The 24,844-nt window shown below is 63.6% G+C and carries 17 protein-coding genes, 1 tRNA gene and 1 rRNA gene; 12 read left to right on the forward strand and 7 right to left on the reverse strand.

The genetic code is table 11. From position 1 onward, the window contains the following. Window positions 1-4: 4 nt before the first annotated feature. The 6 genes from HMPREF1484_RS03765 to upp all read right to left on the reverse strand — a co-directional run bounded on the left by HMPREF1484_RS03765 (window position 5) and on the right by upp (window position 9,290). Window positions 5-1,636 carry a serine hydrolase gene (locus tag HMPREF1484_RS03765; RefSeq protein WP_016663694.1) on the reverse strand — a complete coding sequence of 544 codons (1,632 nt, stop codon included), beginning with the start codon at window positions 1,634-1,636 and terminating at the stop codon, window positions 5-7. After that, window positions 1,605-2,372, reverse strand: coding sequence for a hypothetical protein (locus HMPREF1484_RS03770; RefSeq protein ID WP_016663695.1), 768 nt, complete (start codon window positions 2,370-2,372; stop codon window positions 1,605-1,607). The genes HMPREF1484_RS03765 and HMPREF1484_RS03770 overlap by 32 nt, the downstream gene beginning before the upstream one ends. Continuing rightward, complete coding sequence (locus HMPREF1484_RS10870; RefSeq protein WP_016663696.1) at window positions 2,369-5,572, reverse strand: DEAD/DEAH box helicase; 3,204 nt, start codon at window positions 5,570-5,572, stop codon at window positions 2,369-2,371. Before HMPREF1484_RS10870 ends, HMPREF1484_RS03770 begins: the two co-directional genes overlap by 4 nt. Then, the gene (locus tag HMPREF1484_RS03780; protein WP_016663697.1) at window positions 5,533-7,041 is read right to left on the reverse strand and encodes a hypothetical protein; all 1,509 of its coding nucleotides are present in this window, start codon (window positions 7,039-7,041) and stop codon (window positions 5,533-5,535) included. The genes HMPREF1484_RS10870 and HMPREF1484_RS03780 overlap by 40 nt, the downstream gene beginning before the upstream one ends. Before the next feature lie 432 nt (window positions 7,042-7,473). Then, window positions 7,474-8,247: a winged helix-turn-helix domain-containing protein gene (locus tag HMPREF1484_RS03785; protein ID WP_016663698.1), complete on the reverse strand. Its 774-nt coding sequence runs from the start codon at window positions 8,245-8,247 to the stop codon at window positions 7,474-7,476. 404 nt (window positions 8,248-8,651) lie between these two features. Next, window positions 8,652-9,290 carry a uracil phosphoribosyltransferase gene (gene upp / locus HMPREF1484_RS03790; RefSeq protein ID WP_016663699.1) on the reverse strand — a complete coding sequence of 213 codons (639 nt, stop codon included), beginning with the start codon at window positions 9,288-9,290 and terminating at the stop codon, window positions 8,652-8,654. A 70-nt stretch (window positions 9,291-9,360) separates the two neighbouring features. Between upp and HMPREF1484_RS03795 the strand changes: the two genes are divergently transcribed. From HMPREF1484_RS03795 to HMPREF1484_RS03815, 5 genes are all read left to right on the forward strand, one after another. After that, a complete protein-coding gene (locus tag HMPREF1484_RS03795; RefSeq protein WP_016663700.1) occupies window positions 9,361-9,858 on the forward strand; it encodes a nucleoside deaminase in 498 nt (165 codons plus the stop codon). 73 nt (window positions 9,859-9,931) lie between these two features. Beyond that, window positions 9,932-12,106: a hypothetical protein gene (locus HMPREF1484_RS10875; RefSeq protein WP_016663701.1), complete on the forward strand. Its 2,175-nt coding sequence runs from the start codon at window positions 9,932-9,934 to the stop codon at window positions 12,104-12,106. Between the two features lie 99 nt (window positions 12,107-12,205). Further along, window positions 12,206-13,219, forward strand: a complete 1,014-nt coding sequence (locus HMPREF1484_RS03805; RefSeq protein WP_016663702.1) for a methionine ABC transporter ATP-binding protein — start codon at window positions 12,206-12,208, stop codon at window positions 13,217-13,219. Continuing rightward, on the forward strand, window positions 13,216-13,920 hold the full coding sequence (locus HMPREF1484_RS03810; RefSeq protein WP_016663703.1) for a methionine ABC transporter permease: 705 nt from the start codon (window positions 13,216-13,218) through the stop codon (window positions 13,918-13,920). Before HMPREF1484_RS03805 ends, HMPREF1484_RS03810 begins: the two co-directional genes overlap by 4 nt. 152 nt (window positions 13,921-14,072) lie before the next feature. Further along, window positions 14,073-14,927, forward strand: coding sequence for a MetQ/NlpA family ABC transporter substrate-binding protein (locus HMPREF1484_RS03815; protein ID WP_016663704.1), 855 nt, complete (start codon window positions 14,073-14,075; stop codon window positions 14,925-14,927). Window positions 14,928-14,934: 7 nt separating this feature from the next. On the opposite strand, the gene HMPREF1484_RS03820 is transcribed toward HMPREF1484_RS03815, so the two are convergent. Further along, window positions 14,935-17,118 carry a S9 family peptidase gene (locus tag HMPREF1484_RS03820; protein WP_016663705.1) on the reverse strand — a complete coding sequence of 728 codons (2,184 nt, stop codon included), beginning with the start codon at window positions 17,116-17,118 and terminating at the stop codon, window positions 14,935-14,937. A gap of 185 nt (window positions 17,119-17,303) precedes the next feature. On the opposite strand from HMPREF1484_RS03820, the gene HMPREF1484_RS03825 reads away from it, so the two are divergent. From HMPREF1484_RS03825 to HMPREF1484_RS03855, 7 genes are all read left to right on the forward strand, one after another. Further along, a tRNA-Ser gene (locus tag HMPREF1484_RS03825) sits at window positions 17,304-17,394 on the forward strand. Window positions 17,395-17,495: 101 nt separating this feature from the next. After that, on the forward strand, window positions 17,496-18,497 hold the full coding sequence (locus tag HMPREF1484_RS03830; RefSeq protein WP_016663706.1) for a sugar-binding transcriptional regulator: 1,002 nt from the start codon (window positions 17,496-17,498) through the stop codon (window positions 18,495-18,497). An 82-nt stretch (window positions 18,498-18,579) separates the two neighbouring features. Next, window positions 18,580-19,233: a deoxyribose-phosphate aldolase gene (deoC, locus tag HMPREF1484_RS03835; RefSeq protein ID WP_016663707.1), complete on the forward strand. Its 654-nt coding sequence runs from the start codon at window positions 18,580-18,582 to the stop codon at window positions 19,231-19,233. A 32-nt stretch (window positions 19,234-19,265) separates the two neighbouring features. Beyond that, the gene (gene fucP / locus HMPREF1484_RS03840; RefSeq protein ID WP_016663708.1) at window positions 19,266-20,657 is read left to right on the forward strand and encodes an L-fucose:H+ symporter permease; all 1,392 of its coding nucleotides are present in this window, start codon (window positions 19,266-19,268) and stop codon (window positions 20,655-20,657) included. Beyond that, window positions 20,654-21,706 carry an aldose 1-epimerase family protein gene (locus tag HMPREF1484_RS03845; protein WP_016663709.1) on the forward strand — a complete coding sequence of 351 codons (1,053 nt, stop codon included), beginning with the start codon at window positions 20,654-20,656 and terminating at the stop codon, window positions 21,704-21,706. The genes fucP and HMPREF1484_RS03845 overlap by 4 nt, the downstream gene beginning before the upstream one ends. Next, window positions 21,703-22,662: a ribokinase gene (gene rbsK / locus HMPREF1484_RS03850; RefSeq protein WP_016663710.1), complete on the forward strand. Its 960-nt coding sequence runs from the start codon at window positions 21,703-21,705 to the stop codon at window positions 22,660-22,662. Before HMPREF1484_RS03845 ends, rbsK begins: the two co-directional genes overlap by 4 nt. Window positions 22,663-23,193: 531 nt before the next feature. Continuing rightward, window positions 23,194-24,711 (forward strand): 16S ribosomal RNA (locus HMPREF1484_RS03855). Window positions 24,712-24,844: the final 133 nt, after the last annotated feature.

Consider the following 24,844-nt stretch of genomic DNA (forward strand, 5'->3'; position numbering starts at 1 on the left):
AGGCTCAGATTCCGATGGGTGCGGCGCCCGAGGCCTCGCCCTTGTCCTTCGACTCGCCCTTGATGTTGAGCGCCTGGATCTGGGAGTTCTTGCGCGGATCCATGAGCAGGTCGATGAGGACCTTCCCGCTTTCGCCCTCGAACGTGCACACCGCTTGGAACGGTGAAAGCACCTTCAGACTCGCCGCCTTCTCGAGCGTGAGGTCGGCGCGGCCGAGGCCGGCGATCCGCAGGGCTGCGTCACGCAGACGCACGCGTTCGGCGCGCGAGACGTCCTGATCCATGTTGGTCGCAAACAGCGCGAGAAGCGGGTCGCTTTCCTCGCTCACGCCCTGCTCGGCGCGGTTTGCGAGCACGGTGCGCGCCGAGCCGCTCGGCACGAGGGTCGTCGGCTGGCCTTCGAGCTCGACGTCGCGCAGCCACGCGAGAGCCTTCTCGAGGGCGTCGCGCGTGGTGGGCGCGAGTTCACGCTTCGGAGCTTCGACGAGTTCGGCCTGGTGGGTGCGGATCGCCTCGAGCGCGTCGAGGGAGCAGGGGATCGCGGGCGCGTACTTGGAGTTCGCGAGGGCGATCACGGTCAGGCCCGTGCCGCGCAGCCACACCATGTACGAGCCGTAGCCCGGGTATCCACCCGAGTGCGAGACGACGTCCCCTAGCTTCGGGAATTTCTCGACGACGAGACCGTAGCCGTAGCCGCGAACGCGACCGAAACCGTTTCCATCCTCGAGAACCGGCCACTCCTGGATGCGGTGGATCTCCTGCATTTCGCGGCGCGAAGCCGGCGAGAGCATCGCGCGCGAGTCGTCGCTGATGCCATCGGCGCCATGCACGCCCACCTCGGCGAGGAACGCCGTCCACTTTGCGACGTCGGCGACGGTTGAGAAGAGCCCCGCCATCGCGCCGAAGGCGCCGGGAGTGTCGAAATCGACCTCTTCGAAGCGCGTCGCGCCCTCACCATCGCCCACGCGGTGACCCGTGAGCACGCGCGAGCGCTGGTCATCGGTCATCTCCGCGAGCGAGAACACCGTGTCCTTCATCCCGAGCGGATCGATGAAGCGGCGGCGAATTTCGTCGCGGAAGCTCACGCCCGTGACCTCGTCGATCACGCGCCCGAGGAGCACAAAGCCGGTATTGGAGTATTCGAATCCGCAGCCGGGTTCGGCGATGAGCGAGAGGCCGCCGGCGATGTATTCATCGAACTCGTCGGTGCTCATCGACTCCTGCCTATCGCCCCACGGGTTATCGGTCACGAAGCCGGCCGACATCGTGAGGGCGTGACGAAGTGTGAGGGCGGGGGAATCCTCGCTAAAGGACCCGATGTGCGCGGCGGCAGGAACGTAAGTCGCGATCGGGTCGTCGAGGCGTAGCTTGCCCTCGTCACGAAGCGCGAGGATCGTCGCGGCCGTGAACGACTTCGTCATCGACGCAATGCGCGAGATTGAATCGACGCGAGGCGTGAATGCCCCCTCGGCCCTTTCGCCGGCCACGAGCGCGCTCGAGCCCGCGCCACCCGAGGCGAGCACCTCACCGCCCGACGCAATGCCCCACGCGACGCCCGCCATGCGGTGCTCCGCGACAGCCTTGTCAAAAATCGCCGCGACGGCGTCAATCGTCTCCTGTGTCAGCTCGTGAGCCATCGCCCTGGCCCCGTCCTTTCGTCTCGGTGTGCGGCACGTCGCCGCCTCTTTGTGCTTCAGCGTAGAACGCGGCCACGAGAGCCGCTGCCTCTTCGCCCATTGCTCTCACCAGTATCCCGGACTCGAGCCGCGCGGGATCAAAACGGGTGCGAGTTTCCACGTGGGGATCTGGTCCGACGGTTGCCGGGGGAGCGTCGGACGCTGCTTTTGTGAGGTGAAGCCTCTCCACGTCCAACCCCAGAAGGGCAAGGTAATCCGCCGGCGCCCGGTCGATGTGCTCGGTGAAGGCGACGGCGAGCGCCCACACGTGCTCGCACACGTCGGGCCAGCGCAGGCACGTGCAGCCGAAGGACAGGGGCAACTCCGCGCTCGGGAGGAGGGAGAGGCCTTCGCGATCGAGGGTGCGTTCGTCGGCGATGTCGTAGGTGCCTGCGAGCACGGCAAGGATCTCGTGCGGGTCGCGCTTGGCACGCGCGGCGAGAGCCTCGATGTCGTGAGGCAGACGCGGCCCGAAGTCGAGTTGCGGATGGGTGAGCGTGCCGTCGATCGCTGCGGTGACCTCTGCCTTCACGTGCCCGGGCGTCATGTCGAGCCATTGGACGGCGCCCGCGCGCGCGAGGCGCTTACCGGCCGCGAGCCGCGTGCGGCCGAGCTGCACCTCGGCCCGTGCGAGAAACTCGGTCGCGAGGAAGCTTTCGCCGATCGCACCACGCTTTGAGGTCATCTCGATGCTCATGGGCGTCTGTCCTTCCGCGCGTCGCCGAGAGCGACGATCTCGGCGAGTTTCTCATTGCTGAGTTCCGTGAGCCAGCCTTCGCCGGAGCGGACGGTGTGCTCTGCGAGCTCGAGCTTGGTGCGCAGCACATCGTCGATCTTCTCCTCGATCGTTCCGATCGAGATGAGCTTGTGGACGGAAACGTCCCGCGTTTGGCCGATGCGGAAGGCGCGGTCGGTGGCCTGGTTTTCGACGGCCGGATTCCACCAACGATCCAGGTGGATCACGTGATTCGCGGCCGTGAGAGTGATGCCGGTGCCGCCTGCGCGGAGCGAAAGGAGCATCGCCCCCGGGGTGCCGGGGGAGTTCTGGAACTCGCGCACCATCTCGTCGCGCTCGGCCTTCGAGATTCCACCGTGGAGGAACGGCACGCGAATCCCGAACGTGTTGTTCCAATGCTCGAGCATCGTGGGGGCAAACGCCGTGAACTGCGTGAAAATGAGGGCCTTCTCGCCGCTCGCGACGACAGATTCGAGGATCGTGTCGAGCCGCTCAAGCTTTCCGCTTCTGTGCTCGCCAGCGGCATCCAGGAGGGGCGAGCCGTCGCCGAGAAAATGCGCGGGATGCCCGAGGACCTGCTTCATTTTCATGATCGTGGTGCTCACGATCGTGCGGCGCCGGCGGTCGCGGGCGAGGGGGTCAGAAACTTTTGCGAGCTGCTCGAGCTCTTTCGTCATGTCCTCGACGAGCGCCTTGTAGAGCCCCGCCTGCTCTTCGGTGATATTGACGAGCTCGCGCTCCTCGCGCTTGTCGGGAAGATCCGAGATGATGCTTCGATCCGTTTTGACGCGCCGCAGGATGAAGGGGCGCGTCACAAGACTTAAGCGTTCCTGCACGGCCTGGTTGCCCTCGTTGATGGGCTTGACGAATCGCTCCTTGAAGGCGGCCTCGCTCGGCAGCAGCCCCGGCGTTGTGATCGAGAGGATCGAGTGGAGATCCGTGAGGTCGTTCTCGACGGGCGTGCCCGTGAGAGCAAGCCGCCGCCCCTCGGGCAGGGCCTTGACGGCCTGCGTGACGCCGGTGTCGTGATTCTTGACGTGCTGCGCCTCGTCGAGGATCACGCGGTGGAACTTCGCGGAGGCGAGGTCATCGAAGTCGCGTGCGACGAGCGCGTAGGTCGTGAGCGTGAGGTGGGAAGCGCGAGAGCGCTCGCGGAACGCCTCGCCGTGGAGTCGATCGGGGCCGTGGTGGATGTGCACGTCGAGGCTGGGGAGCCAGCGCTCAGCCTCGCGCTGCCAGCTACCGAGGACCGACATGGGACACACGAGAAGCGTGGGCCCGATCTGGGGGAGCTTCTCGCGTTCGCGCGCGAGGAACGCGAGGACCTGCATCGTTTTGCCGAGGCCCATGTCGTCGGCGAGGATCCCGCCGAGGCCGCGAGAGTCGAGGAACGTGAGCCAATCGAGGCCGCGCTTTTGATAGGGGCGGAGCGTCGCCTTGAGCGTACGCGGCGCGGGCAGGGCCGGTACGGAGACTTTATCGGCGCCGAAAAGGAGTTCGTCCCCATTGGCGCTCGTGGCCTCGACGCGCAGATTCAGATCGCTCAGGTCCTCGTGCGCGAGCAGGCTTCGGAACTGAACGTCGGAGAGTTTCTCGTGCCCGTCATCGCGCGGTTGCGTTGCGGCGGCGCGGCGGGCGCCCGCGAGGAAGGCCGTCGCGGCACGGAGCGTCGAGGAATCGAGGCGCACCCACTGCCCGCGGATGTTCACCAGTTCGCGCTGCTCTTCGAGGAGTTCCTCGAGCTCTTCGGGGCTCAGCATCGATTCCCCGACGGCGACCGAGAACTCAAACGACGCCATGGCACCCGAGAGTCCCACCGACTTTGTGGGGCGATTCTCGGGATCCTCCTGCGGCGTCGCCACCTTCGCGACCACGCTCACGGGCTGCTTCGTCCATTCACGCGGAAGCATCACCACGATGCCCTCGGTTTCGAGCACGACCGCATCGTCGGTGAGGAAGCGCGAAAGCTCCTTTGTGGAGAGGTTCCACGTGAGCCCTCCCGGCTCGGCGTGGATCGCCGCGAGAGTCGGGGAGAGTCGGTGCACGTGGGAGGCGTGTTCGAGTGCTCCCACACTCGTGAGGTCGCCCGCGTTGACGAGGTCGCCGAGCAGGTGCACGCGCCCCGAGGTTTCCGCGAGGCACACCTCGACCTGCCAGCGGGCGGCACTGGAGAACACTCGGAGTCCGACGGTCGCCGAGCCAGCGTCGTACCCCTTCTTTTGTGCCTCGCGCACGCGCACCGTGAGCCGCGGCCGCGCCTCGCTCAAGAGGACGCCGGTGAGCGCCGATTGGGCGAAATCATCGAGAGTTTTTCGCACGCGGCGATCGTTGACGGTGTCGAGCGCAAGAAGCGCGTCGCTGCCGTCGAGAGCATCGAGGAGCGCCGCGCCCACGGGGTCGAGCCCCGCGAGTTCCTCGGCGCCCGGGAGCTTTCCCGCCCGTTCGTGTTCCGTGCGCAGGCGCGTGAAGGCCACGCGCGCGTGGGCGTCGACGAGGTGTTCGAGAGCGGGATGAGCGGGAGAGGTGCCCACCGCGAGACCGGGGGCGAGGCGCCATCGCACGCGAGAAGTGTCGTGCGCGCTTTCAGGACCGGGAACGATGTCGCGCCGCTCGACGATGCGGCGCGCGTGCGAATCGAGATTGAGGACGGCGAGCGTCTCGGGGGCGAGAAGGATCCCCTCGCCGAGATCGAGGGAGCGACCCGCTTTAGCGAGTTCGTCCATGAGCTGCGTGATCCCGCTTTCGCTCGCATCGCGCGGCGTAGCCGAGGTGCGTGCGAGGTGGGCGATGCGCGCGCGCAGAGCCGTGGTGAGCTCAGCGAGGTGCGTGCTTTCGAGCGCGAGCGTGCGCACCTTCCTGCGGCGGCCGCGAAAGTCGACCTCGATGACGTGGCGCATGGGCCGCGCGAGCCACGCCCCAAGTGGTGCGAGCGCAGCGGGCCGCGTGCCTTCGGGAGAGAGCGCGGTGAGGGCGGGCTCGAGTGCGTCGAGGATGCTCGCGCGGCGCTCGGAGTCGGTCGCGTGGGCCCACAGGCTCACGCCGAGCGAGGCATCAGCGTGGAGGTGGAGCGTGCACGAGTGGAGGTCAGCCTCGCGGGTCGCGTGCGGGGCTCCAGTGGTGCTCAGAGTCCGTCGGCTACCGTCGCGGTTGCGTTCATCCACGCCTGACGCGTCTCCTTCGAGAGCTTGCCCCACTCGAGGCTTCCGCCATCCACGAAGTGCGGCTCGAACGGAACCTCAAGCACGGCACGAGTGTGCGCGCCGAAGTGATGCAGCAGGCGTTTGCGGAGCACGCGGTCGATCTTCCCGCGCGAGGAGTGCGACAGGATTGTGACCGCGTTCTCGACCTGCTTCTTGTGGCCCGTCATGCGGAGTTCATCGATCATCCACGCTGCCGCGTTGAAGGTGTCCTCTCGAACCGTCGAGACGATCACGAGCTGATCGGCGCCTTCGACGGCAGCCAGCCAGTTCGAGGCACGAACATTGTTGCCCGTGTCCACGACCTTGATGCGGTAGAAGCGCGAGAGCGTGTCGTTGAGGCGATTGAACGCATCACCATCGATCGACGCCGCTGATCCCGGATCCTCATCAGAGGCGAGGATGTCGAAGTTCATGTTGCCTTGCGGGCGCACGTACTTGTCGAGATCGGCAACGCGCGCATCCGTGCCCGCGAAGTGGTCGAGGTTATTGAGAAGGTCGAGCGCCGTGAGGTGGTGGTCGCTAGGGATGCCGCGCCAGCCCAGGGTGCCGCGCGTCTCGTTGTTATCCCATGCGAGCACGCTGCCGCCGCGGAACATGCCGAGGGTCGCGGCGAGCATGAGCACGCTCGTGGTCTTGTGGGCGCCGCCCTTGAGGTTCACGACCGCGATGTTCTTCGGCGCGTCGAGCCGCTTGCGGATCCGCTCGATCTGATCGAGTTCGCGGCGCTCCGCGCGCCCCGGGCCGGGCTTAATGAGACCGAAGGTGGCCTGGCGGACGAACTTGTTGAAGCCTCGCGTGGCGACCGGTTTGCGGTGGGCGTCGTTGCCCGCACGCAGGTCATCGAGCGTCGGCAGATCGTCCTTGGGAAGCTCGCGCTTCGGTGCCACAACGGGCTCGTGCGGTTGTGCCGTCGAGGAGGGTGTGAGCTCGTCGCCACCTGCGCGACGCGTGCCATTGAGGGCCTCGGGAGAGGACATCGAATCGGCGGCCGGGCGCTCCTCGGCGGCCGCGAGCCGCTTTTGCAGGTCGGCGAGGGCCGCAGCAGAGGCCGCGCTCGCGGAGCCGGGGGAGGAGGCGCTCGCGGGTCGCGGGGCGTTCCCGGAAGCCGGGCTCGTGGCGCTCAGCGCCGAATGGCGCCCGCGCTTTTGGCCCGAAGCGGCAGGCATTGCCGCGCTTGAGGCGTAAAGCGGCCGAGAATCCGCCTCGCGTGGCTGGATCCGGCCATTGGGCTCGACGCGAAGATTGTGGGTCGCCGGGCCGTCGAAAATGACGACGTCGATCGGTGATTCCTGCTTTCGCGCTTCCGCGACGAAGGCGTGCTTGATCGCAGTGCGCACCTCGTTCCTGCTCTCGCCTTCGATGCGTTCGGCGCGATCGGCGAACTGAATCGTGGCGTCCTTCGCCGAAACGATACGTGCGTGAGCAATCATGAAGGTCCTCGCTGGAAATGGGGGATGCTGACAAGGACGGTTGAGCGCCCTGGCTCCCCATCGTAACGGCCCGACCTTAAACGGTGGATGGCACGTGGATGCCGGCCCCCAATCCGCCCGTGGATAGTACTCGAATGTGGAGGGACTAACGAGGTTCACATTTGCCGCAAAGTGTTTTAGAGTTGGAGTACCGGCGTTGCCCGCTCCGCGGCACCCCGGTGCCGCAGGTGCGGCACATGTGCCGGAATATAGCTGCCGCACAGCGCTCACCCCCTTGCGCGTGCGGCCTGGCGATCGGATGTTCCCCCGAACCCGATCGCCGCTCCGCAGGGACCTCCCCCCTTTGTCCCGCGGAGCCAGCGGACGGACCGTGAGCCCCATTTGTGCGCGCTCCGGTCCGTTCGTGTGTTAATCGATTGGCCCGCGCTCCCGTTACCTCGCGCCGAGCAGCGCAACGTCGCTACCGAGCTCAAGCCTGTAACCCGAGCCTCGCACCGTCGAAATGAGCTTCCGGTAGCGGCCAAGCTTGTTGCGCACTCGGCGAATATGCACGTCAACTGTGCGTTCACCCGCATCGCTACCCGCCGAGCTCCACACCTCGCTCATGAGTTCGCCGCGCGAAACGATGCAGCGAGCATTGCGGGCAAGATGCGCGAGCAGTTCGAACTCGCGATGAGTGAGGTCCACATCCTCACCGTCGATCCTGACGCGTCGGCCGTAGAGGTCGATCACAAGAGACGGCTGAGCGGAGCGAGCGCCAGCAGCGCCCCCGGGAAGCGAAGGGCTCGCCGGGCTAAGAGCGCTCACGGGCCCGGGCGCGCTCACCGGGCTGACGAGGCGCGACTGGATCAGGCGCAGCCGCGCGGCCTCGGCATCGCGGCGGGCGGGAGCGTTCGGCGACACGACGCCGGCCTTGCGTGGGCGGAGAGCCTGAGGTTTGCCGGCGGGGCGCGGCGGGATGGAGGCGCTCGCGCTCTGGCCCGGCACGGCCGTGAAGCGGGTGGGGCGAGGCGAAGATTCCGACGTCACCTGAACGCGCGCGGTTCCACCCTTGGCAGTCGCGAGCGTGAGGGCGTGGGAGCGGAGCGAATCTGCGAGCAGCGTCGCTTCACGAGGGTCGCTCGAGGCGGGCAGGTCAACGGTGAGCGTGATACTCACCGTGCGGGTCGAGGTGGATGTTAGGGGGCGATCAACAGCAACTGTCATGGCGATTCTCCAGGATGCGGCGCCGCGCGGCGCGAAAAGAGTGGGAATCCGGGATCTCGCGGGGGAGTGAGATGAACTCGCGTGCGAGGCGTGCTCCCGGTGGGCACCTGGAGCCCACGCCCAGTGGCCGGCTCCTGTCAGCCGGCTTTCCGCAGTGCGCTTAGAGGCGCGGCTGACCCTGCATCATGGACATCGCCATGTCCATCATCATGCCGCGCATCATGAAACGGGAGACCGAAGCGGTCCCCTCGCTGATGCTCGATGCGGCATGGAGATTCATGCCACCAGTGTGAAACACGAATGGCGCCGGCGCAAGTGGGCGTTCACATACTGAAACACTTCGGTGGAGGAAGCACATGTGAACGCGCGCCGCGCCGGCGCCGTGCGGAAGGAAAATGCGAGGCCTAGTCGACGACCCCGAAGAGTCGATCGCCCGCGTCCCCAAGACCGGGAACGATGTAGTTCTTCTCGTTGAGCTTTTCGTCGATCGCCGCTGTCACGACCGTGATGTTGGCGCTCTTGTCGAGCTCGCGCTCCATGGTCTCAATGCCCTCGGGTGCCGAGAGGAGAGTGACACACGTGATGTCGCGCGCGCCCTTTTCGAGAAGGTAGTTCACGGACGCGATCAGGGTGTGGCCCGTCGCGAGCATCGGGTCGACGACGAAGCACTGGCGGCCCGTAAGGTCGTCGGGAAGGCGGTTCGCGTACGTGGTGACTTCGAGAGTTTCATCGTTGCGCACCATGCCGAGGAAGCCCACCTCGGCCGTCGGCAGCAGGCGAGTGATGCCATCGAGCATGCCGAGGCCCGCGCGGAGAATCGGCACGACCATGGGCTTTGGATCCGTGAGCTTACTGCCGATCGTCGTCGCGACCGGCGTCTCGACCTCAGCGGGTGCGACGGCGACATTGCGCGTCGCCTCGTAAGCGAGGAGAGTGACGAGCTCGTCGGCGAGCTGGCGGAAAACGGAACTCGGGGTGTTCTTGTCGCGGAGGACGGTGAGTTTGTGGGCAACGAGCGGGTGGTCAATGTTCAATACGCGCATGAGGCCAGCCTATTACGATGAGAGCCGATCCGCCGCGGCCCCAGGGCCCGAGACTGAAAGCGAGGCGAGCATGACACACCCGGTTCCCGAATTGGACCAGCTCATGCAGCCCGCGATCGACGAAGCGCGCGCCGCCTCAACGCCGCCGCGCCGTGACATTCCCATCGGCGCAGCCGTGTACGACGAAGAGGGAAGGCTCATTGCGAGCGCCGGCAACCGTCGGGAAGCGGACGAAGACCCAACCGCGCACGCCGAAATCCTCGCTCTGCGCGAAGCAGCCCGCGTTCGCGGCCGCTGGAACCTGACCGGCTGCACGCTCGCCGTCACCCTCGAACCTTGCACGATGTGCGCGGGAGCGATTGTCCTCGCTCGCATCGATCACCTCGTCGTCGGCGCAATGGATCCGAAAGCCGGGGCTGCCGGATCGCTCTACGATCTCGTTCGCGAGGAACGGCTCAACCATCGCGTGCGGCTCACGACTGGCGTGCGCGAGATTGAATGCGCACAGATGCTGCGCGGCTTCTTCCGCGACCTGCGCGAGCGGCGCAAGGGGCTGCGCGCAGGGTAGAAAGTCCCGTACGATGATGCACGTTACAGACGCACGGTGACCGTGCGTGTGCGCCCACGAGCAAGGACACGACATGACGAACACTCCGCATCAGGGACCGTCTCAGGGTTCCGGTTCAAGCGCTAACCCTGATTTTCCGCCTTCGGCACCGTCGGCCCCGCCGGCGCCGAACGCCCACCAGGCCTCCAGCCAAGCGCCCCAGTACCAGGCGCCCCAATTCCAGCAAGGCGGGCAGGGCCAGCAGCCTCAGTACACCCCGCAGGGCGCCCCGCAAGGCTTCCCGCAGAGCCAGCAGGCTTCGCAGAGTTTCCCGCCCAACGGGCAGTTCCAGCAGTCCCCGCAGAACCAGCAAGGTCAGCCCGGCCAGCAGGCTCCTCATCCCGGCAAACAGTTCGGCCAGGCCGCATCGTTCATCGGCAACCCGTTGCCGACGCTCGGCGCAGCTTTCGCCTCGTACGCGGCGGGGCTTATCGTTGCCGCGATCGTCGTGGGACTTCCTCTCCTCGGCTCGATGGTGCTGGACACGCCGAGCATTATTCCTGACCCGAAGGGCGGCCCCGCAGGAATGGCCGTCGCCGGTGAGATAAAGCCGGACACGCCAGAGTTTCTCTATATCCTCGGCGCGCCCTTCCAGGTAGTTTCGATGGCATTCCTCGGCTCGTACACGAGCCACGTCACCGTGAAGGGGAACCTGGGTGGGGAGGAAGACGCGGCCTTCTCCCTGTATTCGAGTCTGGGGCTCGTGCCCTTCCTCGTTCTTGCGGCTGTACTCGGCGGCGCTTTCTTCGCGGGTCGATTCATCGCGAAGCGCAAGCCGAACGAAGGCGCAGTTGCGATCTGGGTCCAGGCGGCGGCCTCGAGCTTCCTCGTGGCCACCATTTCCACCCTCCTCACATGGGCGCTTGCCGTGCGCGCGAGCGAGAAGGCCGACAGCTACGGCGTGAAGTACGAGATGAACATGAGCGTGCACGCCGCGGGCATCCTTCCGTTCCTCGCAATTCTCGTGCTTCTCACCCTTGCGCTCGTCGCGGGTCGCTATAGCGTTCGCGCCCTCCCGAAGAAGTGGCCGCTCGTGAGCGAATACCTCGATGCGGCAAAGCTCGCACTCCTCTACGCCGCGACAGCAGCCGTCGTTGGCCTCGTGTGCGCCGTGGCCGTTGTGCTCATTGCTGCCATCAATGAGGGGCACTTCGGTGACAGCCTCAAGATGCTCGTGATGCTCGTCCTCACCCTCCCGGCAACGCTCTTGACGGTGCTCTTCACCTACTTCGGCCTCGCGACCTTCTCGCCTGTGAACTACACCTTCGGTCTGGGTCCCTACGCTGGACTCCTGATTAGCCAGGATGGCGACATGGTTTCGGTGTTCACCCTCCCGCACTGGTGGATGATCGTCCCCGCGATCCCGTTCGTTTTCCTCCTGATGTTCGTGTTCGCGGGCGTGTGGGCGAAGTCCCGTCACCGCGTGCAGGGCAACACGCTCGCGACCGTGACCTCGTGGGCCGCACTTCCCGCGATGTTCTTCGTGCTGAGCGTCATCGGCATCATTTTCGCGACTCTCAACTCGAGCTACGACGCGAGCGGCGCACGCGACGTGCTTGAATCTGCAGGCCTCGCGAACTTCGAGGGCGAAGCGCACGCGGGCGTGAGCCTCGCGACGCCGTTCATCGCCGCAATCGTGGGCATCCTGATCGAGGTCATTTCCCGCTTTATCGCCCCGTTCTACTCAGCGTTTGTGCCCGCCGTTGTGGGCGGTTTCGTGCACAAGCAGCACGGTGCGAACGAGGAGTATCCCGCAACCGAGGTGCAGCAGAAAAAGGTTGACTTCGCTGCCCTCGCGACGAGCGTGCAGAACCAGACGCAGAACTTCGGGCAACAGGCCCAGCAGGGACAGACCAGCGCCCCGCAGCAGGGTTATCCGCAGCAGAATCAGGCTCCGCAGTACGGCCAGCAGCCGAGCGGGCAGGGTTACCCGCAGGGTCAGCCGAGTGTTCCGCATCAGGGTTATTCGCAGCAGAGCCAGGCTCCGCAGTACGGCCAGCAGCCGAGCGGGCAGGGTTACCCGCAGGGCCAGGCGAGTGCTCCGCAGCAGGGCTATTCGCAGCAGAGCCAGGCTCCGCAGTATGGCCAGCAGCCGAGCGGGCAGGGTCAGCCGAGTGCTCCTCAGGCGCCCGGATTCACACCCGAACAGGCCTACGGCTACGGGCAGCACGACCCGCAGGGTCAGCAGCAGCCGCCCCAGGGCCAGTAGGCGTCTGCGCGCCCCGGCCAAGGCCGGCACGTGTGAACTGTGTGTCCTTTCATGAACTGACATCTGCCTTCGTGCCGCGTTTCACGGATACTGGAGCGCGTGATCACACTTGACGGCCTTACGAAAGTCTTCCCCGGAACCGGCGGTGCCGAGGTTCGCGCCCTCGACGGCATCTCACTGAATGTCGCCGAAGGCGAGATCCACGGCATCGTCGGCCGCTCCGGCGCTGGTAAATCGACGCTGATTCGCTGCCTCACGGGGCTCGAAAAGCCCACGAGCGGGACCGTTCGGATCGGCGACACCGACATCGCCGCGCTCAACGGTCCTCAGCTGCGAACGGCCCGACGGAAGATCGGCATGGTCTTTCAGCACGCGAACCTGCTGGATTCGCGCACGGCCGCACGCAATATCGCGCACCCCCTCGAGATCGCCGGCTGGCCGCGCGCCGAGATTCGCGAACGCGTCGCGGAGCTCGTCACTCTCGTGGGACTCGAGGGCCGCGAAAACAACTACCCATCTCAGCTCTCCGGCGGGCAGATTCAGCGCGTCGGTATCGCACGCGGCCTCGCGGCACGACCCCAGGTGCTGCTGTGCGACGAACCCACGAGCGCACTCGATCCAGGAACGACCAGGCAGATTCTTGCGCTCATCAAGAACCTCAACCGCCGCCTCGGCATCACGGTCCTCCTCATCACCCACGAGATGAGCGCGGTACGCGAAATCTGCGACCACGTGACTCTCCTCGAGGACGGCGCGATCGTGCAGACTGGCACGCTCCTCGACGTCGCCTCCGACCCCTTCGGCCGACTCGCCAAAGAGCTCATTCCGCTCCCGCCGGCACCCACGGGTGTCGATGCGAAGATCGTCAACCTGGACTACGGAAAATCGCCGGTCGTCAACAACGTGAACGACATCGTGCGCTTCACCGAGGAGCACGACGCCCTCGCCGAGGTCGTCGCCGCGTCGATCGAAACCATCCAGGGGCAGCAGATCGGCCGCGTGCAGCTTGCGCTCCGCAATGCCGATAACAGTCCCATCAGTGCGCCGGGCTTCGCCAAGTTTGTGAAGGACTGCGCAGACAACAACATCGTCGCCGCGGAGGTGCAGCCGTGACCCAGTGGTTCCAGGAGTTTTTCTCCGACCCGATCTTTACCTCGACGAGCACGAATAACTCGCTGTGGATCAACACGGGTCTCACGATCTACATGGTCGCGTGGACCATGGCACTGAGCATCGTCATCGGCATTCCCCTGGGGATCGGCCTTTTTGAACTCTCGCGTGCCCACGGCCGCGTTGCCCGACTCGCCTATCAGGTGCTCGGCTTCATCGTGAACGTGCTGCGCAGCTTCCCCTTCGTCATCCTCATCATCGCCCTCCTGCCACTCGCGAAGGCGATCGTCGGGCGAGGAACGGGGCCAAACGCCGCCATCATCTCCCTCACGATCGCCGCCGTTCCCTTCCTCGCGCGACTCGTTGAAACCGCGCTCAGGGAAATCCCGGCCGGCAAGCTCGAGGCAGTCGAGATGATGGGAGCCAGCCGATTCCAGGTGATCCGGCATGTGCTGCTCGCCGAAGCGCTTCCCGGCATCATCGCCGGCATCACCACGACAACGATCGGCGTGGTCGGCTACACCGCGATGGCGGGCACCGTCGGCGCCGGTGGCCTCGGTGACCTGGCCTTCCGCAAGGGGTACTTGAGCTACAACGACACGGTCATGATCACGACCGTCGTCGTCCTCGTCATCCTCGTCGTGATCGTTCAAGTCGTGGGGGACTGGGCGTCCCGGACGGTCGATCACCGGGCTAAGGGCTAGGCGCACGCGGGTTCACTGCGGGGCAGTCCGACGTCGGACCCGCTCTACCGATCCCGCCACGCACGTTGTTGTCACGAAACGTCACATTTCTCGCGCCAGGGACGTCGCCCGGTGCAGGCTAGTGCCACACGAGATCATCTAAGGAGACCATCATGACGAACCTCAACCGCCGTACCCTCCTCACCTCCGCCGCCGGACTCGCGGGCATTGGCTTGCTGAGCGCATGCGTGTCGAACTCCCCGGGCACCGGTGGGGAGAAGGGTGAATCGGGCGCCAACTCCGTGCTCAAGGTCGGGGCCTCACCCGTCCCTCACGCCGAGATTCTTCAGTATGTGAAGGATGAGCTCGCGAAAGACGCTGGGCTCGACATCGAGATCGTCGAATACACCGACTACATCCTGCCGAACAAGGACCTCGAGGCGGGCGACACCGACGCGAACTTCTACCAGACCCCGAACTTCCTCAAGAACGAGATTGAAGAAAACGGCTACAAGTTCACGGCCGGCAAGGGCGTGCACATCGAACCTCTTGGCCTGTACTCGGAGAAGGCGAAGAGTGTCGAGGAGATCGCCGAGGGCGGCGAGATCGCGCTCAACAGCGATCCCGCGAACACCGCGCGTGGCCTGAGGCTTCTCGAATCGGCGGGGCTCATCTCGCTCGGTGACGCCCCCGAGGACGCACTCGTCAAGCCCGAGGATGTCAAGGAGAACCCCAAGAACCTCAAGTTCACCGAGCTCGAGGGCGGTCAGATTCCCCGTTCGCTCGGCGACTTCGCCGCGGGTGTCATCAACGGAAACTTCGCGCTCGAGGCGGGGTTGAAGCCCAACAAGGATTCGCTTTTCCTTGAGCCGGGCGAGGACAGCCCCTACGCGAACCTCCTCGTATGGCGAAGCGAGGATGACGGTAACGAGCATCTCAAGAAGCTCGAAGAGCTCCTGCACTCGGCCGAGGTGAAGGCCTTCATCGAGAAGACCTACACCGACGGCTCCGTCATCCCCGCTTTCTAAGAGGGCGTTAGATCAGTTCGGTCGCCCCGAGCTGATCGAGTACGAAGGCGTATTCCTCGGCGCGCTGCTCCCACCGGGCGTAGCGCCCCGAGCGGCCACCGTGGCCGGCAACCATCTCGCACTTGAAGAGAACCGGGTGAGCGGGAATCGCCTCGCCGCCCTCGTAGTTGCGGGTCTCTTCGCGAAGGCGAGCCACCCACTTGGCGGGCTCGACATAAAACACGCGGATGTCGTTGAGACTCGTTGTCGCGAGGATGGCCGGGTACTGCACACTCTCGACGTTCTCGTAGGGCGAGTACTCCTTCATGTACTGGTACACCTCGGGATCGTCGAGCGGGTTGCCCCACTCTTCCCACTCGCCGACGGTGAGGGGGAGGCTCGGGTCGAGGATTGTCGTGAGAGCGTCCACGAACGGCACGCCCGCGAGAACCACGCGGAACGTTTCGGGGGAGAGGTTCGTTATCGCGCCCATGAGCAAGCCGCCCGCGCTGCGTCCTTCCGCGGCGATGCGGTTCTTGTCGAACCACCCTTCGCTCGCGAGGAACTGTGCGGATTCCACGAAATCACTGAACGTGTTCTTCTTTGCGAGCTTCTTGCCGTTCTCGTACCACTCACGGCCCATCTCGCCGCCGCCGCGGATGTGCGCGATGGCGACTACCACGCCGCGGTCCATGAGGCTCAGCCAGAACACCGAGAAAGTGGGATCGATCGGCACCTCGTAGCTTCCGTAGCCGTAGAGGAAGCCGGGGTTCGTGCCGTCGGGCTCAATATCGGCGCGTGCCATGAGCGAGATCGGGATCTTCGTGCCGTCGTGGGCCGTCGCCCACAGGCGCTTTTCTACGTACTTCGTGCGATCGAAGTTCGGTACAGGGGTTTCCTTGAGGATCTCCGGTTCGCCACCCGATGCGGGAATCTGCGCGACGGTCGTAGGCGTGAGCATCGAGTCGAGCGTGTAGCGGATCGTCTCCTCGTCCCAATTGCGATTGTGCGCGAGGTAGACGGCATCGAGTTCGCCGCCGTGCGAAATGTCAAAAGCGGAGGCAGTGTCCCAACCCGTGCTGCTCTCGGCACTTTGATCGCCGCTCACCTGATCGCGCTGCAGTACACGGACGGTCGGGAGACCCGCTGCGCGCATCGTGATCGCCACGTGGCTCTCGAAAGCGTCGGCCCCCTCGATGCGCTCGCCCTCTGCGGGGGCGAGGATCTCGCGCCAGGTTTCTTGCGCCTCGGCGCCGCTCGCGTCGAGCTCCTGGCGCGCAAGCGCGAAGCCCTTGTGGTCGCGGTTGTGAATGACGAGGTAGTGATCGTCCGCGTGCTCGACCGAGTACTCGACGCCTTCGACGCGACCCGCGACCGAGCGCGGTTCCTGAATCGGGCTTTCAAGGGAGGTCACGAGGGCCTCGCCGGTGACGCGTGAGGCCGTCTCGATGATGAGAGCCTTGCGGTTGCGGCTCGCGCCCGCGTAGGTGGTGAATTTCTCGTCGTCCTCGCGGAAAAGAAGGCGGTCTTCCGACGCTGGCTTGCCAATCTCGTGGACCCAGATTTCACACTGACGCCAGGCTTCATCATTCTTGGCGTAGACGATTTCCGAGCCGTCGAGGGAGAACGCGAGACCGTAGGCAACGTCCTTGACGGAATCGTCGATCACGTCGCCCGAAGCGAGGTCCACGATGCGAAGCGCATACACCTCGCCGCCAGAAGTATCCACGCTGTAGGCGAGGCGGTTCGATTCGTCGTTGAGGGTGATGCCGCCGAGCTGGAAAAACTCCGTGCCCTCCGAGAGTGCTTGTGCATCGAGATACACGTGCTCGCCGGGAAGCAGTTCGTCGTTTTCGGCATCGATGACGGGACGCTCGGGGCTATCCGCGAGGGCGATGCGGCTAAAGCGCGGGTAGTTGTCGCCCTCTCGCGTGCGCGAGATGTACCAGTAGTCCCCATCGCGAAACGGAACCGAGCTATCGGTCTCCTGCGTGTGGTTCTTGATCTCCGCGACGATCTGATCGCGGAGCGGGTGAAGCGGCTCGAGGATCTGATCAGCGTAGGCGTTTTCGGCGTTCAGATGGTCGAGGACCTCCTGGTTTTCCTTGTCGCGCAGCCAGTCAAAGTTATCGACGACCGTGTCGCCGTGATGCGTGCGCTCGATGGGCTTCTTCGCCGGTACCGGCGGCTTCATGAAAGTGTTGTCAGTCATAGGCACAACCTTATAGGGGCCTCAGCCGTCGGACCTGCGCGTTCCGAGCTGCGTACCGAGGGCCTTGCGCTCGTGCTCCTTCGGTGTCCGCTTCGCGAGTCGTTTCTCCCGCCTGTCACGTGACCTGCCTCCCACCAGGTAGCCTCAACTTTGACGCCAGGCGACGAATCGGTAAAGTGTTTCGCGGTAGCGTGTCCGAGCGGCCGAAGGTGCAACACTCGAAATGTTGTGTACGGCAACCCCGTACCGCGGGTTCAAATCCCGCCGCTACCGCCACGAAAACGAGCCGTAGCCTCAAGCTTTGGGGTTGCGGCTCGTTTGTTCTTCCGGCCCGGAGTGCGAGCGGCGGCTCGTGCGCGACAACGAGGTGGCGAGAAATGGCCAGAACCGATCGTCACGGTTTGACCGTGAGGGATCGACTCGCCCTCGATGCGGCCAAGCTCTACTATTCGGGACTTTCGCAAGCCGAAGTCGCCGAGCGTCTTTTCGTTAATCGCGCGACCGTGTCGAAGCTTCTCTCGACTGCCCGACGCAAGGGGCTCGTTCGTACGGTGATTCGAGATCCAAGGGAAATGGACACGGAACTGTACGGAGCGCTCAACGCCGCCTACGATCTCTCGAGCCTGCGCCTCGTGGTGCCGGTGGGCCGCGGTCCCATGGATAAACGCCATGCACTCGGTGTCGCGGGTGCCGAACTCCTCGAAGGGCTCGTGCAGGTCTCCGACACTCTCGGGATGTGGTGGTCGCAGACGACGTGCGAAGTTGCGCGCGGGTTCCGGCGCACGGCAACCCGGGGCGTGAGAATCGTGGGGCTCAACGGCAGCGACGATTCGGCGCACGACCTCGCGGCGTGGGAATCCGCCCGCGAGCACATTGAACGGGAGCTCGGGTGGGAGACCGTGGCCGCGCGCACCCCGCACATTTACTCGAGCCTCAGTGACAAGCTCGAGAGTGAGCGCACCCCCGAGGCGAGGGCGGTGCGCGCCGCCCAGAACGCGTGCCGCATCACCGTGTTTAGCACCAGCAGCGCGCACGCACTCATGGCGCGCCAGCCGGACACGCTGAGTGAAGACGAACGTGCGCGGATCGAGTGCACGTCCGTTGGGCACATATGCGGCCACTTCATCGATGCCGATGCGCGGATATGCGAGCCGATCGTCAATCAGCGAACCTCGGGTCTCCCGCTAGCAACGCTCCGCAACGTCGAGCAGAAAGTCCTCGTGGCCTGTGGGCCTGACAAGGTTGCCGCCATGGATGCGATCCTCGCCAACAGGTACGCGAACCACCTCGTGACCGACGTCGACACGGCACACGATCTTGTGCGCATGAGCGAGGACCGTCAGCGAACCCGCGCAGATTCGCCAATCGCCGAGCCTTAATGGCACAAATGTGCCAATTCAGCCTCCCGAACGGTGCGCGCGCGTCCCTAACCTAGTGCTCTCTTCACACAAAGGAGTGAGCATGACTACACCGAACCAGATTGTGGACCACACTCTCCTGGCCCCCACGGCAACGCCTGACGAAATCGAGGCTCTCTGCCGCGATGCGCGCGATAACCGCTTCTATTCGGTATGCGTGAGCCCCACCTACGTTGCACAAGCAGCGAGCCTGGTCGAGGGGAGTGACGTGCACGTGTGCACAGTCGTTGGCTTCCCCTCGGGCGCTCACACGAGCGCCGTGAAGGCCTACGAAACTCGCACCGCAGTCGACGACGGGGCTGACGAGATCGACATGGTCATGAACCTCGCATCCGCAAAAGCCCACGACTGGGCCGCGGTCGAGAACGACATTCGCGCAGTCGTCGAGGCGGCTCAGGGGCGAATCGTCAAAGTCATCCTTGAAACATGCGTCCTCGAGGACGACGAGATCGTCGCGGCGTGCGTCGCCGCGCGCGCTGCCGGCGCCGACTTCGTCAAGACCTCAACGGGATTCGCGGGCGGGGGAGCAACCACCCACGCGGTTCAACTCATGCGCGAGACCGTCGGACCCGACATGGGCGTCAAGGCCTCAGGCGGCATTCGCACAGCGGCAGACCTCGACGCGATGGTCGCCGCGGGCGCAACACGCATCGGATCCTCCGCAGGCGCCGCTCTCCTGACCGCGCAGGGCAACTAACACACCACAATTGACGAAAGAGGAGGTCACCGATGACTTCACCACAGACGACAAACGTCGACCAGGGGATTCCTAACACGAGCTGGGGGCTCATCAAAGATCCGACCCGACAGCTGCGCGACGGGTATCTGACGAAAACCCCAATCTTCCAATTCATTCTGCTGTCGATCTGCTTCCCCATGTGGGGCGCCGCGGCAAGCATGAACGACATCCTGATCACGCAATTCAAAGCCGTCTTCGACCTTTCGGACGTTGCCTCGGCATTCGTGCAGTCGGCGTTCTACGGCGGCTACTTTGTCATCGCGATTCCCGCTTCTCGCGTCATTCGACGCACCTCGTACAAGACCGGCCTCCTCATCGGCCTCACGGTGTACATCGCGGGTTGCATGCTCTTCTTCCCCGCGTCGACGATGGCGACATACACCGTGTTCCTTGCCTCGCTGTTCGCGATCGCCATCGGCCTTTCCTTCCTGGAGACGTCCGCCAACACCTATTCCTCGCTCATCGGCGATAGAAAACACGCGACGCTTCGCCTGAACATCTCCCAGACCTTCACCGCGCTGGGGTTCCTGTCGGGCGCCGTCATGGGCAAGTTCCTCGTCTTTGAAGACGGAGATGCTCTCCACAACCGCATCGCCGCCGCAGGCTCCGAAGCCGCGCGTATGGAGATCACCGAAGCCGCACTCGGTCGAACCCTCGGCCCCTACAAGATCATCCTCGCGATCCTCGTCGTCCTCGTCGTGCTTATTGCGATCACGCAGTACCCGCACTGCAAACCGCTCAATAGCGACGCGAAAGAGGCCGAAGCTTCCATCGGCGAAACACTCGCCTACCTGGTGAAGAACAAGATGTTCATCGGCGGCATCATCACCCAGTTCTTCTACGTTGGCATGCAGACCGCTCTGTGGTCGTTTACGATTCGACTCGCGCTCAATCTCGACCACTCGCTCAATGAGAAGACCGCCGCGAACTATTTGATCGCCACGTTTATCGCCTTCTTCATCGGCAAGATCATCGCCAACGTTCTCATGACCAAGATTAACGAGGACGTCGTGCTGCTCATCTACTCGGGCCTCGGCATGATCACGATCCTCTACATCGTTCTCGCGCCGAACTTCACGAGCGTCTACGCGGCGATCGTCGCCTCCGCACTCCTCGGTCCGGGCTGGGCAACGATCTACGCACGTAACCTCGACACGATCAAAGACAAGCGCTTCACCGAAACGGGCGGCGCCATCATCGTCATGTCGATCATCGGCGGCGCGGTCATTCCCGTCGTCCAGGGCTTCATTTCCGATTCGACGGGCTCGATGCGCTTCAGCTTCATCGTGAACTTCGTGTGCTTCCTCGCGATCTTCATCTACTTTGTTGCGCAGTACAGGTCTTCCCACAAGGAATCGCTCACGACGGAGGCAACGAAATGACCCTGACAATCCCGCTCAGCGAGGCGCAGTTTCCGCAGAGTCCGCACACCCTCTGCGCGAACGAGTCGTTCACCGTAGAAGCATTCCGCTACCCGAACGGCATCGCCTCCATCACCCTTCGAAACTCGCGAGGCTCGCTGGAGATCCTGCCGTTCATGGGCCAGATCATCTGGGGAGCCGAGTTCGACGGCATCGACCTCACGATGACCAACATGTTCGAGCAGCCCATGCCGGCACGCGAGATCGTGGACACCTACGGGTGCTTCGCTTTCCACTCCGGCCTGCTCGCTAACGGGTGCCCGAGCCCCGAGGACGACCATCCGCTGCACGGAGAATTCCCGTGCCTGCCGATGGCGAGTGCCCGCCTGGACATTGACGACGACGCTCTCTCGCTCGTCTCCGTCGGCGAATACGTCAAAGGTTTTGGGCATCACTACCGGGCGGAGCCTCGCGTGACACTGCGAAAGGACAGCGCGATCTTCGACATCGGCATGGCTGTCACGAACCTGTCTGCGTACCAACCGATGCCTCTCCAGTACATGTGCCACATGAACTACGCCTTCGTGCCGGAGGGGCAGATGTCGCAAAACCTCCCCGAGGGCGCCTTCAAGCTGAGGTCCACGGTTCCCGCACACGTGACACCGACCCCGGCATGGGAGGCCATTAACGCCAGCATCACGCGAGGGGACGTCGACGCAGACTCCTTGCACGGCGCCGAAGCCTTCGATCCAGAGATCGTGTACTTCGCTGACGACCTCGCGCAATACGGCGAACGTGTGTACTGCGAACTGGCATTGCCCTCCGGGCCTCGGTTCGCGACGGAATTTTCGAGCGAGGAGTTTTCCACGGCCACGCGGTGGATCCTCCATAATCCTGATCAGAAGGTCGCCGCCTTCGTGCTCCCCGGCACGTCTCGCCCGGAAGGCTTCAAGGCGGCACAGGCCCAGGGGACGCTCATCCAACTGGAAGCCGGACAAACGCGCGAATTCTGCGTGAGGACCGGGCTACTTGCCGAGAACGAAACACTTGACGAAGGAGAACTGTCGTGAGCATCGCTGTCGTGGGGTCGAACATGGTTGACCTCATCTCGTACATCGACCGCATGCCTGCCGAGGGCGAAACCGTCGAAGCCCCGAACTTCACAATGGGGTGCGGCGGTAAAGGTGCCAATCAAGCCGTTGCGTGCTCGCGGCTCGGCTCGAACGTCACCATGGTGACGAGGGTCGGCAACGACATCTTTGCCGAGAACACGATCCGGAATTTCCAGGACAACGGCATCGACACCACCCACGTGCTCACGACCGAGGCGACGAGTGGCGTGGCCCCAATCTTCGTTGATCCTGATTCGAAAAACTCGATCATCATCGTCAAAGGGGCGAACGCGCACCTGACCCCGCAAGACGTGGAGAATGCACGCGAGGACATTGCGAAGTGCAGCCTCATCATGCTTCAGCTCGAGATCGAGCTGGAGACCGTGTACTCCACGATCGAGCTCGGTAACGAACTCGGAATCCCCGTTCTCGTCAACCCCGCACCGGCATCCCCCGAGCTGCGCCTCGACAAGATCCGTGGGGCCGAGTTCGTCGTGCCGAACGAAACGGAGCTTTCGCTCCTGTCAGGTATGCCCGTCGACGACATGGACGATGTGCTGAAGGCTGCTCAGGTGCTCCTCAACGTCGGTATTCGCAACGTGATCGTGACCCTCGGCCGAAAGGGTGCCGTGTGGGTGCACGAGGGCGGCTCGACCTACGTTGACGGGCGTGCGGTTGGTGCAGTCGACACCACGGGTGCGGGTGATGCATTCATCGGGTGCTTCTCCCACTACTGGGTTGAAACCGGAGACATCGAATATGCCATGCGCATGGCGCGCCTGTATGCCTCCGACTCCGTGACGCGGCACGGCACTCAGACGTCCTACGCCACGGGGGAGGACTTCCGTGGCCGCCTGGCAAGTGACATCGCCGAGGTGAACCTTCCGGGCGCGGCCAACGAGAAGAAGGCGTAGCGACGAAGAACCCCTTCGTAAACCCGCGGGGACTACGGGCGGCCGGCTCGTAGTCCCCGTCTTTTATGTGACCTAAGGCCCTAAAACCGAGTCAAATGAGCGGCTTTTTGGGTTGTTTTATGGTGTGGGCCACGAGTTGGGGTGTGTGGTTTGCGTAGGGGTGGTGTGGGGCGTAGTGTTTTTCCTCGTTGCCCCGGAGGAATGTGGCGGGTGCTTGCTGGTTGTTGCTGGTGGGTGCGTGTGGTGTTTCTTGGTTGTTGGGCTGGGCTTTCGCTCTTGTTCGTGTTGCGGATCACGCGGCGTGGATTTGACGGGGTGGGTCTGGTTCGGTAAGTTGTAGGGGTTGCTCCAAAACGAAGTGCTCGTGTGAGTGTGGGTGTTTGGGTGCGTGTGTTGTTTGATATCTCAATAGTGTGTCTGTTTATTGATGCCAATTTTTTTTGGCAGGAACATTGAATTTCTTGTTCAATTTCTGGATGGTCAGCGTAATGTTGATTGTTTGTTTCTGCTGGGTTTAGATTTTTCTGTTTTTTAATGGAGAGTTTGATCCTGGCTCAGGACGAACGCTGGCGGCGTGCTTAACACATGCAAGTCGAACGATGAAGCTGTGCTTGCACAGTGGATTAGTGGCGAACGGGTGAGTAACACGTGAGTAACCTGCCCTCCACTTTGGGATAACTCCGAGAAATCGGGGCTAATACTGGATATGACCTTGGCCCGCATGGGTTGTGGTGGAAAGTTTTTCGGTGGGGGATGGGCTCGCGGCCTATCAGTTTGTTGGTGAGGTAGTGGCTCACCAAGGCGATGACGGGTAGCCGGCCTGAGAGGGCGACCGGCCACACTGGGACTGAGACACGGCCCAGACTCCTACGGGAGGCAGCAGTGGGGAATATTGCACAATGGGCGAAAGCCTGATGCAGCGACGCCGCGTGGGGGATGACGGCCTTCGGGTTGTAAACCTCTTTCAGCAAGGAAGAAGCGAAAGTGACGGTACTTGCAGAAGAAGCGCCGGCTAACTACGTGCCAGCAGCCGCGGTAATACGTAGGGCGCAAGCGTTGTCCGGAATTATTGGGCGTAAAGGGCTTGTAGGTGGCTTGTCGCGTCTGCCGTGAAAACCCAGGGCTTAACTCTGGGCGTGCGGTGGGTACGGGCAGGCTAGAGTGCGGTAGGGGAGACTGGAATTCCTGGTGTAGCGGTGAAATGCGCAGATATCAGGAGGAACACCGATGGCGAAGGCAGGTCTCTGGGCCGTTACTGACACTGAGAAGCGAAAGCATGGGGAGCGAACAGGATTAGATACCCTGGTAGTCCATGCCGTAAACGTTGGGCACTAGGTGTGGGGAGCATTCCACGTTTTCCGCGCCGTAGCTAACGCATTAAGTGCCCCGCCTGGGGAGTACGGCCGCAAGGCTAAAACTCAAAGGAATTGACGGGGGCCCGCACAAGCGGCGGAGCATGCGGATTAATTCGATGCAACGCGAAGAACCTTACCAAGGCTTGACATGCACTGGATCGCTGCAGAGATGTGGTTTTCTTTGGACTGGTGCACAGGTGGTGCATGGTTGTCGTCAGCTCGTGTCGTGAGATGTTGGGTTAAGTCCCGCAACGAGCGCAACCCTCGTTCCATGTTGCCAGCACTTCGGGTGGGGACTCATGGGAGACTGCCGGGGTCAACTCGGAGGAAGGTGGGGACGACGTCAAATCATCATGCCCCTTATGTCTTGGGCTTCACGCGTGCTACAATGGTCGGTACAATGGGTTGCGATACTGTGAGGTGGAGCTAATCCCAAAAAGCCGGTCTCAGTTCGGATTGGGGTCTGCAACTCGACCCTATGAAGTCGGAGTCGCTAGTAATCGCAGATCAGCAATGCTGCGGTGAATACGTTCCCGGGCCTTGTACACACCGCCCGTCAAGTCACGAAAGTCGGTAACACCCGAAGCCGATGGCCCAAGCTTTATGCGGGGAGTCGTCGAAGGTGGGATCGGTGATTGGGACTAAGTCGTAACAAGGTAGCCGTACCGGAAGGTGCGGCTGGATCACCTCCTTTCTAAGGAGTTTACTTTTGCCCTGCACCGCTTTTTGTGGTGTGCGTGTTCTGCGCCGTGTGTGTGCAGCGCGTATGGGGCTGGGTGGAACATCAATAAAAGATGAGTGGCTTTCTGGTTGTGTTTGAGTACGCC

It is taken from the genome of Dermabacter sp. HFH0086 (assembly GCF_000413375.1).
Taxonomy (GTDB): domain Bacteria; phylum Actinomycetota; class Actinomycetes; order Actinomycetales; family Dermabacteraceae; genus Dermabacter; species Dermabacter hominis.

Excerpts from the sequence above, each read along its gene's own strand:
- HMPREF1484_RS03765 (WP_016663694.1), bottom strand. The coding sequence starts at position 1,636 with ATGGCTCACGAGCTGACACAGGAGACGATTGACGCCGTCGCGGCGATT.
- HMPREF1484_RS03795 (WP_016663700.1), top strand. The coding sequence starts at position 9,361 with ATGACACACCCGGTTCCCGAATTGGACCAGCTCATGCAGCCCGCGATC.
- HMPREF1484_RS03845 (WP_016663709.1), top strand. The coding sequence starts at position 20,654 with ATGACCCTGACAATCCCGCTCAGCGAGGCGCAGTTTCCGCAGAGTCCG.
- HMPREF1484_RS03780 (WP_016663697.1), bottom strand. The coding sequence starts at position 7,041 with ATGATTGCTCACGCACGTATCGTTTCGGCGAAGGACGCCACGATTCAG.
- HMPREF1484_RS03820 (WP_016663705.1), bottom strand. The coding sequence starts at position 17,118 with ATGACTGACAACACTTTCATGAAGCCGCCGGTACCGGCGAAGAAGCCC.
- HMPREF1484_RS03770 (WP_016663695.1), bottom strand. The coding sequence starts at position 2,372 with ATGAGCATCGAGATGACCTCAAAGCGTGGTGCGATCGGCGAAAGCTTC.
- HMPREF1484_RS03830 (WP_016663706.1), top strand. The coding sequence starts at position 17,496 with ATGGCCAGAACCGATCGTCACGGTTTGACCGTGAGGGATCGACTCGCC.
- fucP (WP_016663708.1), top strand. The coding sequence starts at position 19,266 with ATGACTTCACCACAGACGACAAACGTCGACCAGGGGATTCCTAACACG.
- deoC (WP_016663707.1), top strand. The coding sequence starts at position 18,580 with ATGACTACACCGAACCAGATTGTGGACCACACTCTCCTGGCCCCCACG.
- upp (WP_016663699.1), bottom strand. The coding sequence starts at position 9,290 with ATGCGCGTATTGAACATTGACCACCCGCTCGTTGCCCACAAACTCACC.
- HMPREF1484_RS03815 (WP_016663704.1), top strand. The coding sequence starts at position 14,073 with ATGACGAACCTCAACCGCCGTACCCTCCTCACCTCCGCCGCCGGACTC.
- HMPREF1484_RS10875 (WP_016663701.1), top strand. The coding sequence starts at position 9,932 with ATGACGAACACTCCGCATCAGGGACCGTCTCAGGGTTCCGGTTCAAGC.
- HMPREF1484_RS03785 (WP_016663698.1), bottom strand. The coding sequence starts at position 8,247 with ATGACAGTTGCTGTTGATCGCCCCCTAACATCCACCTCGACCCGCACG.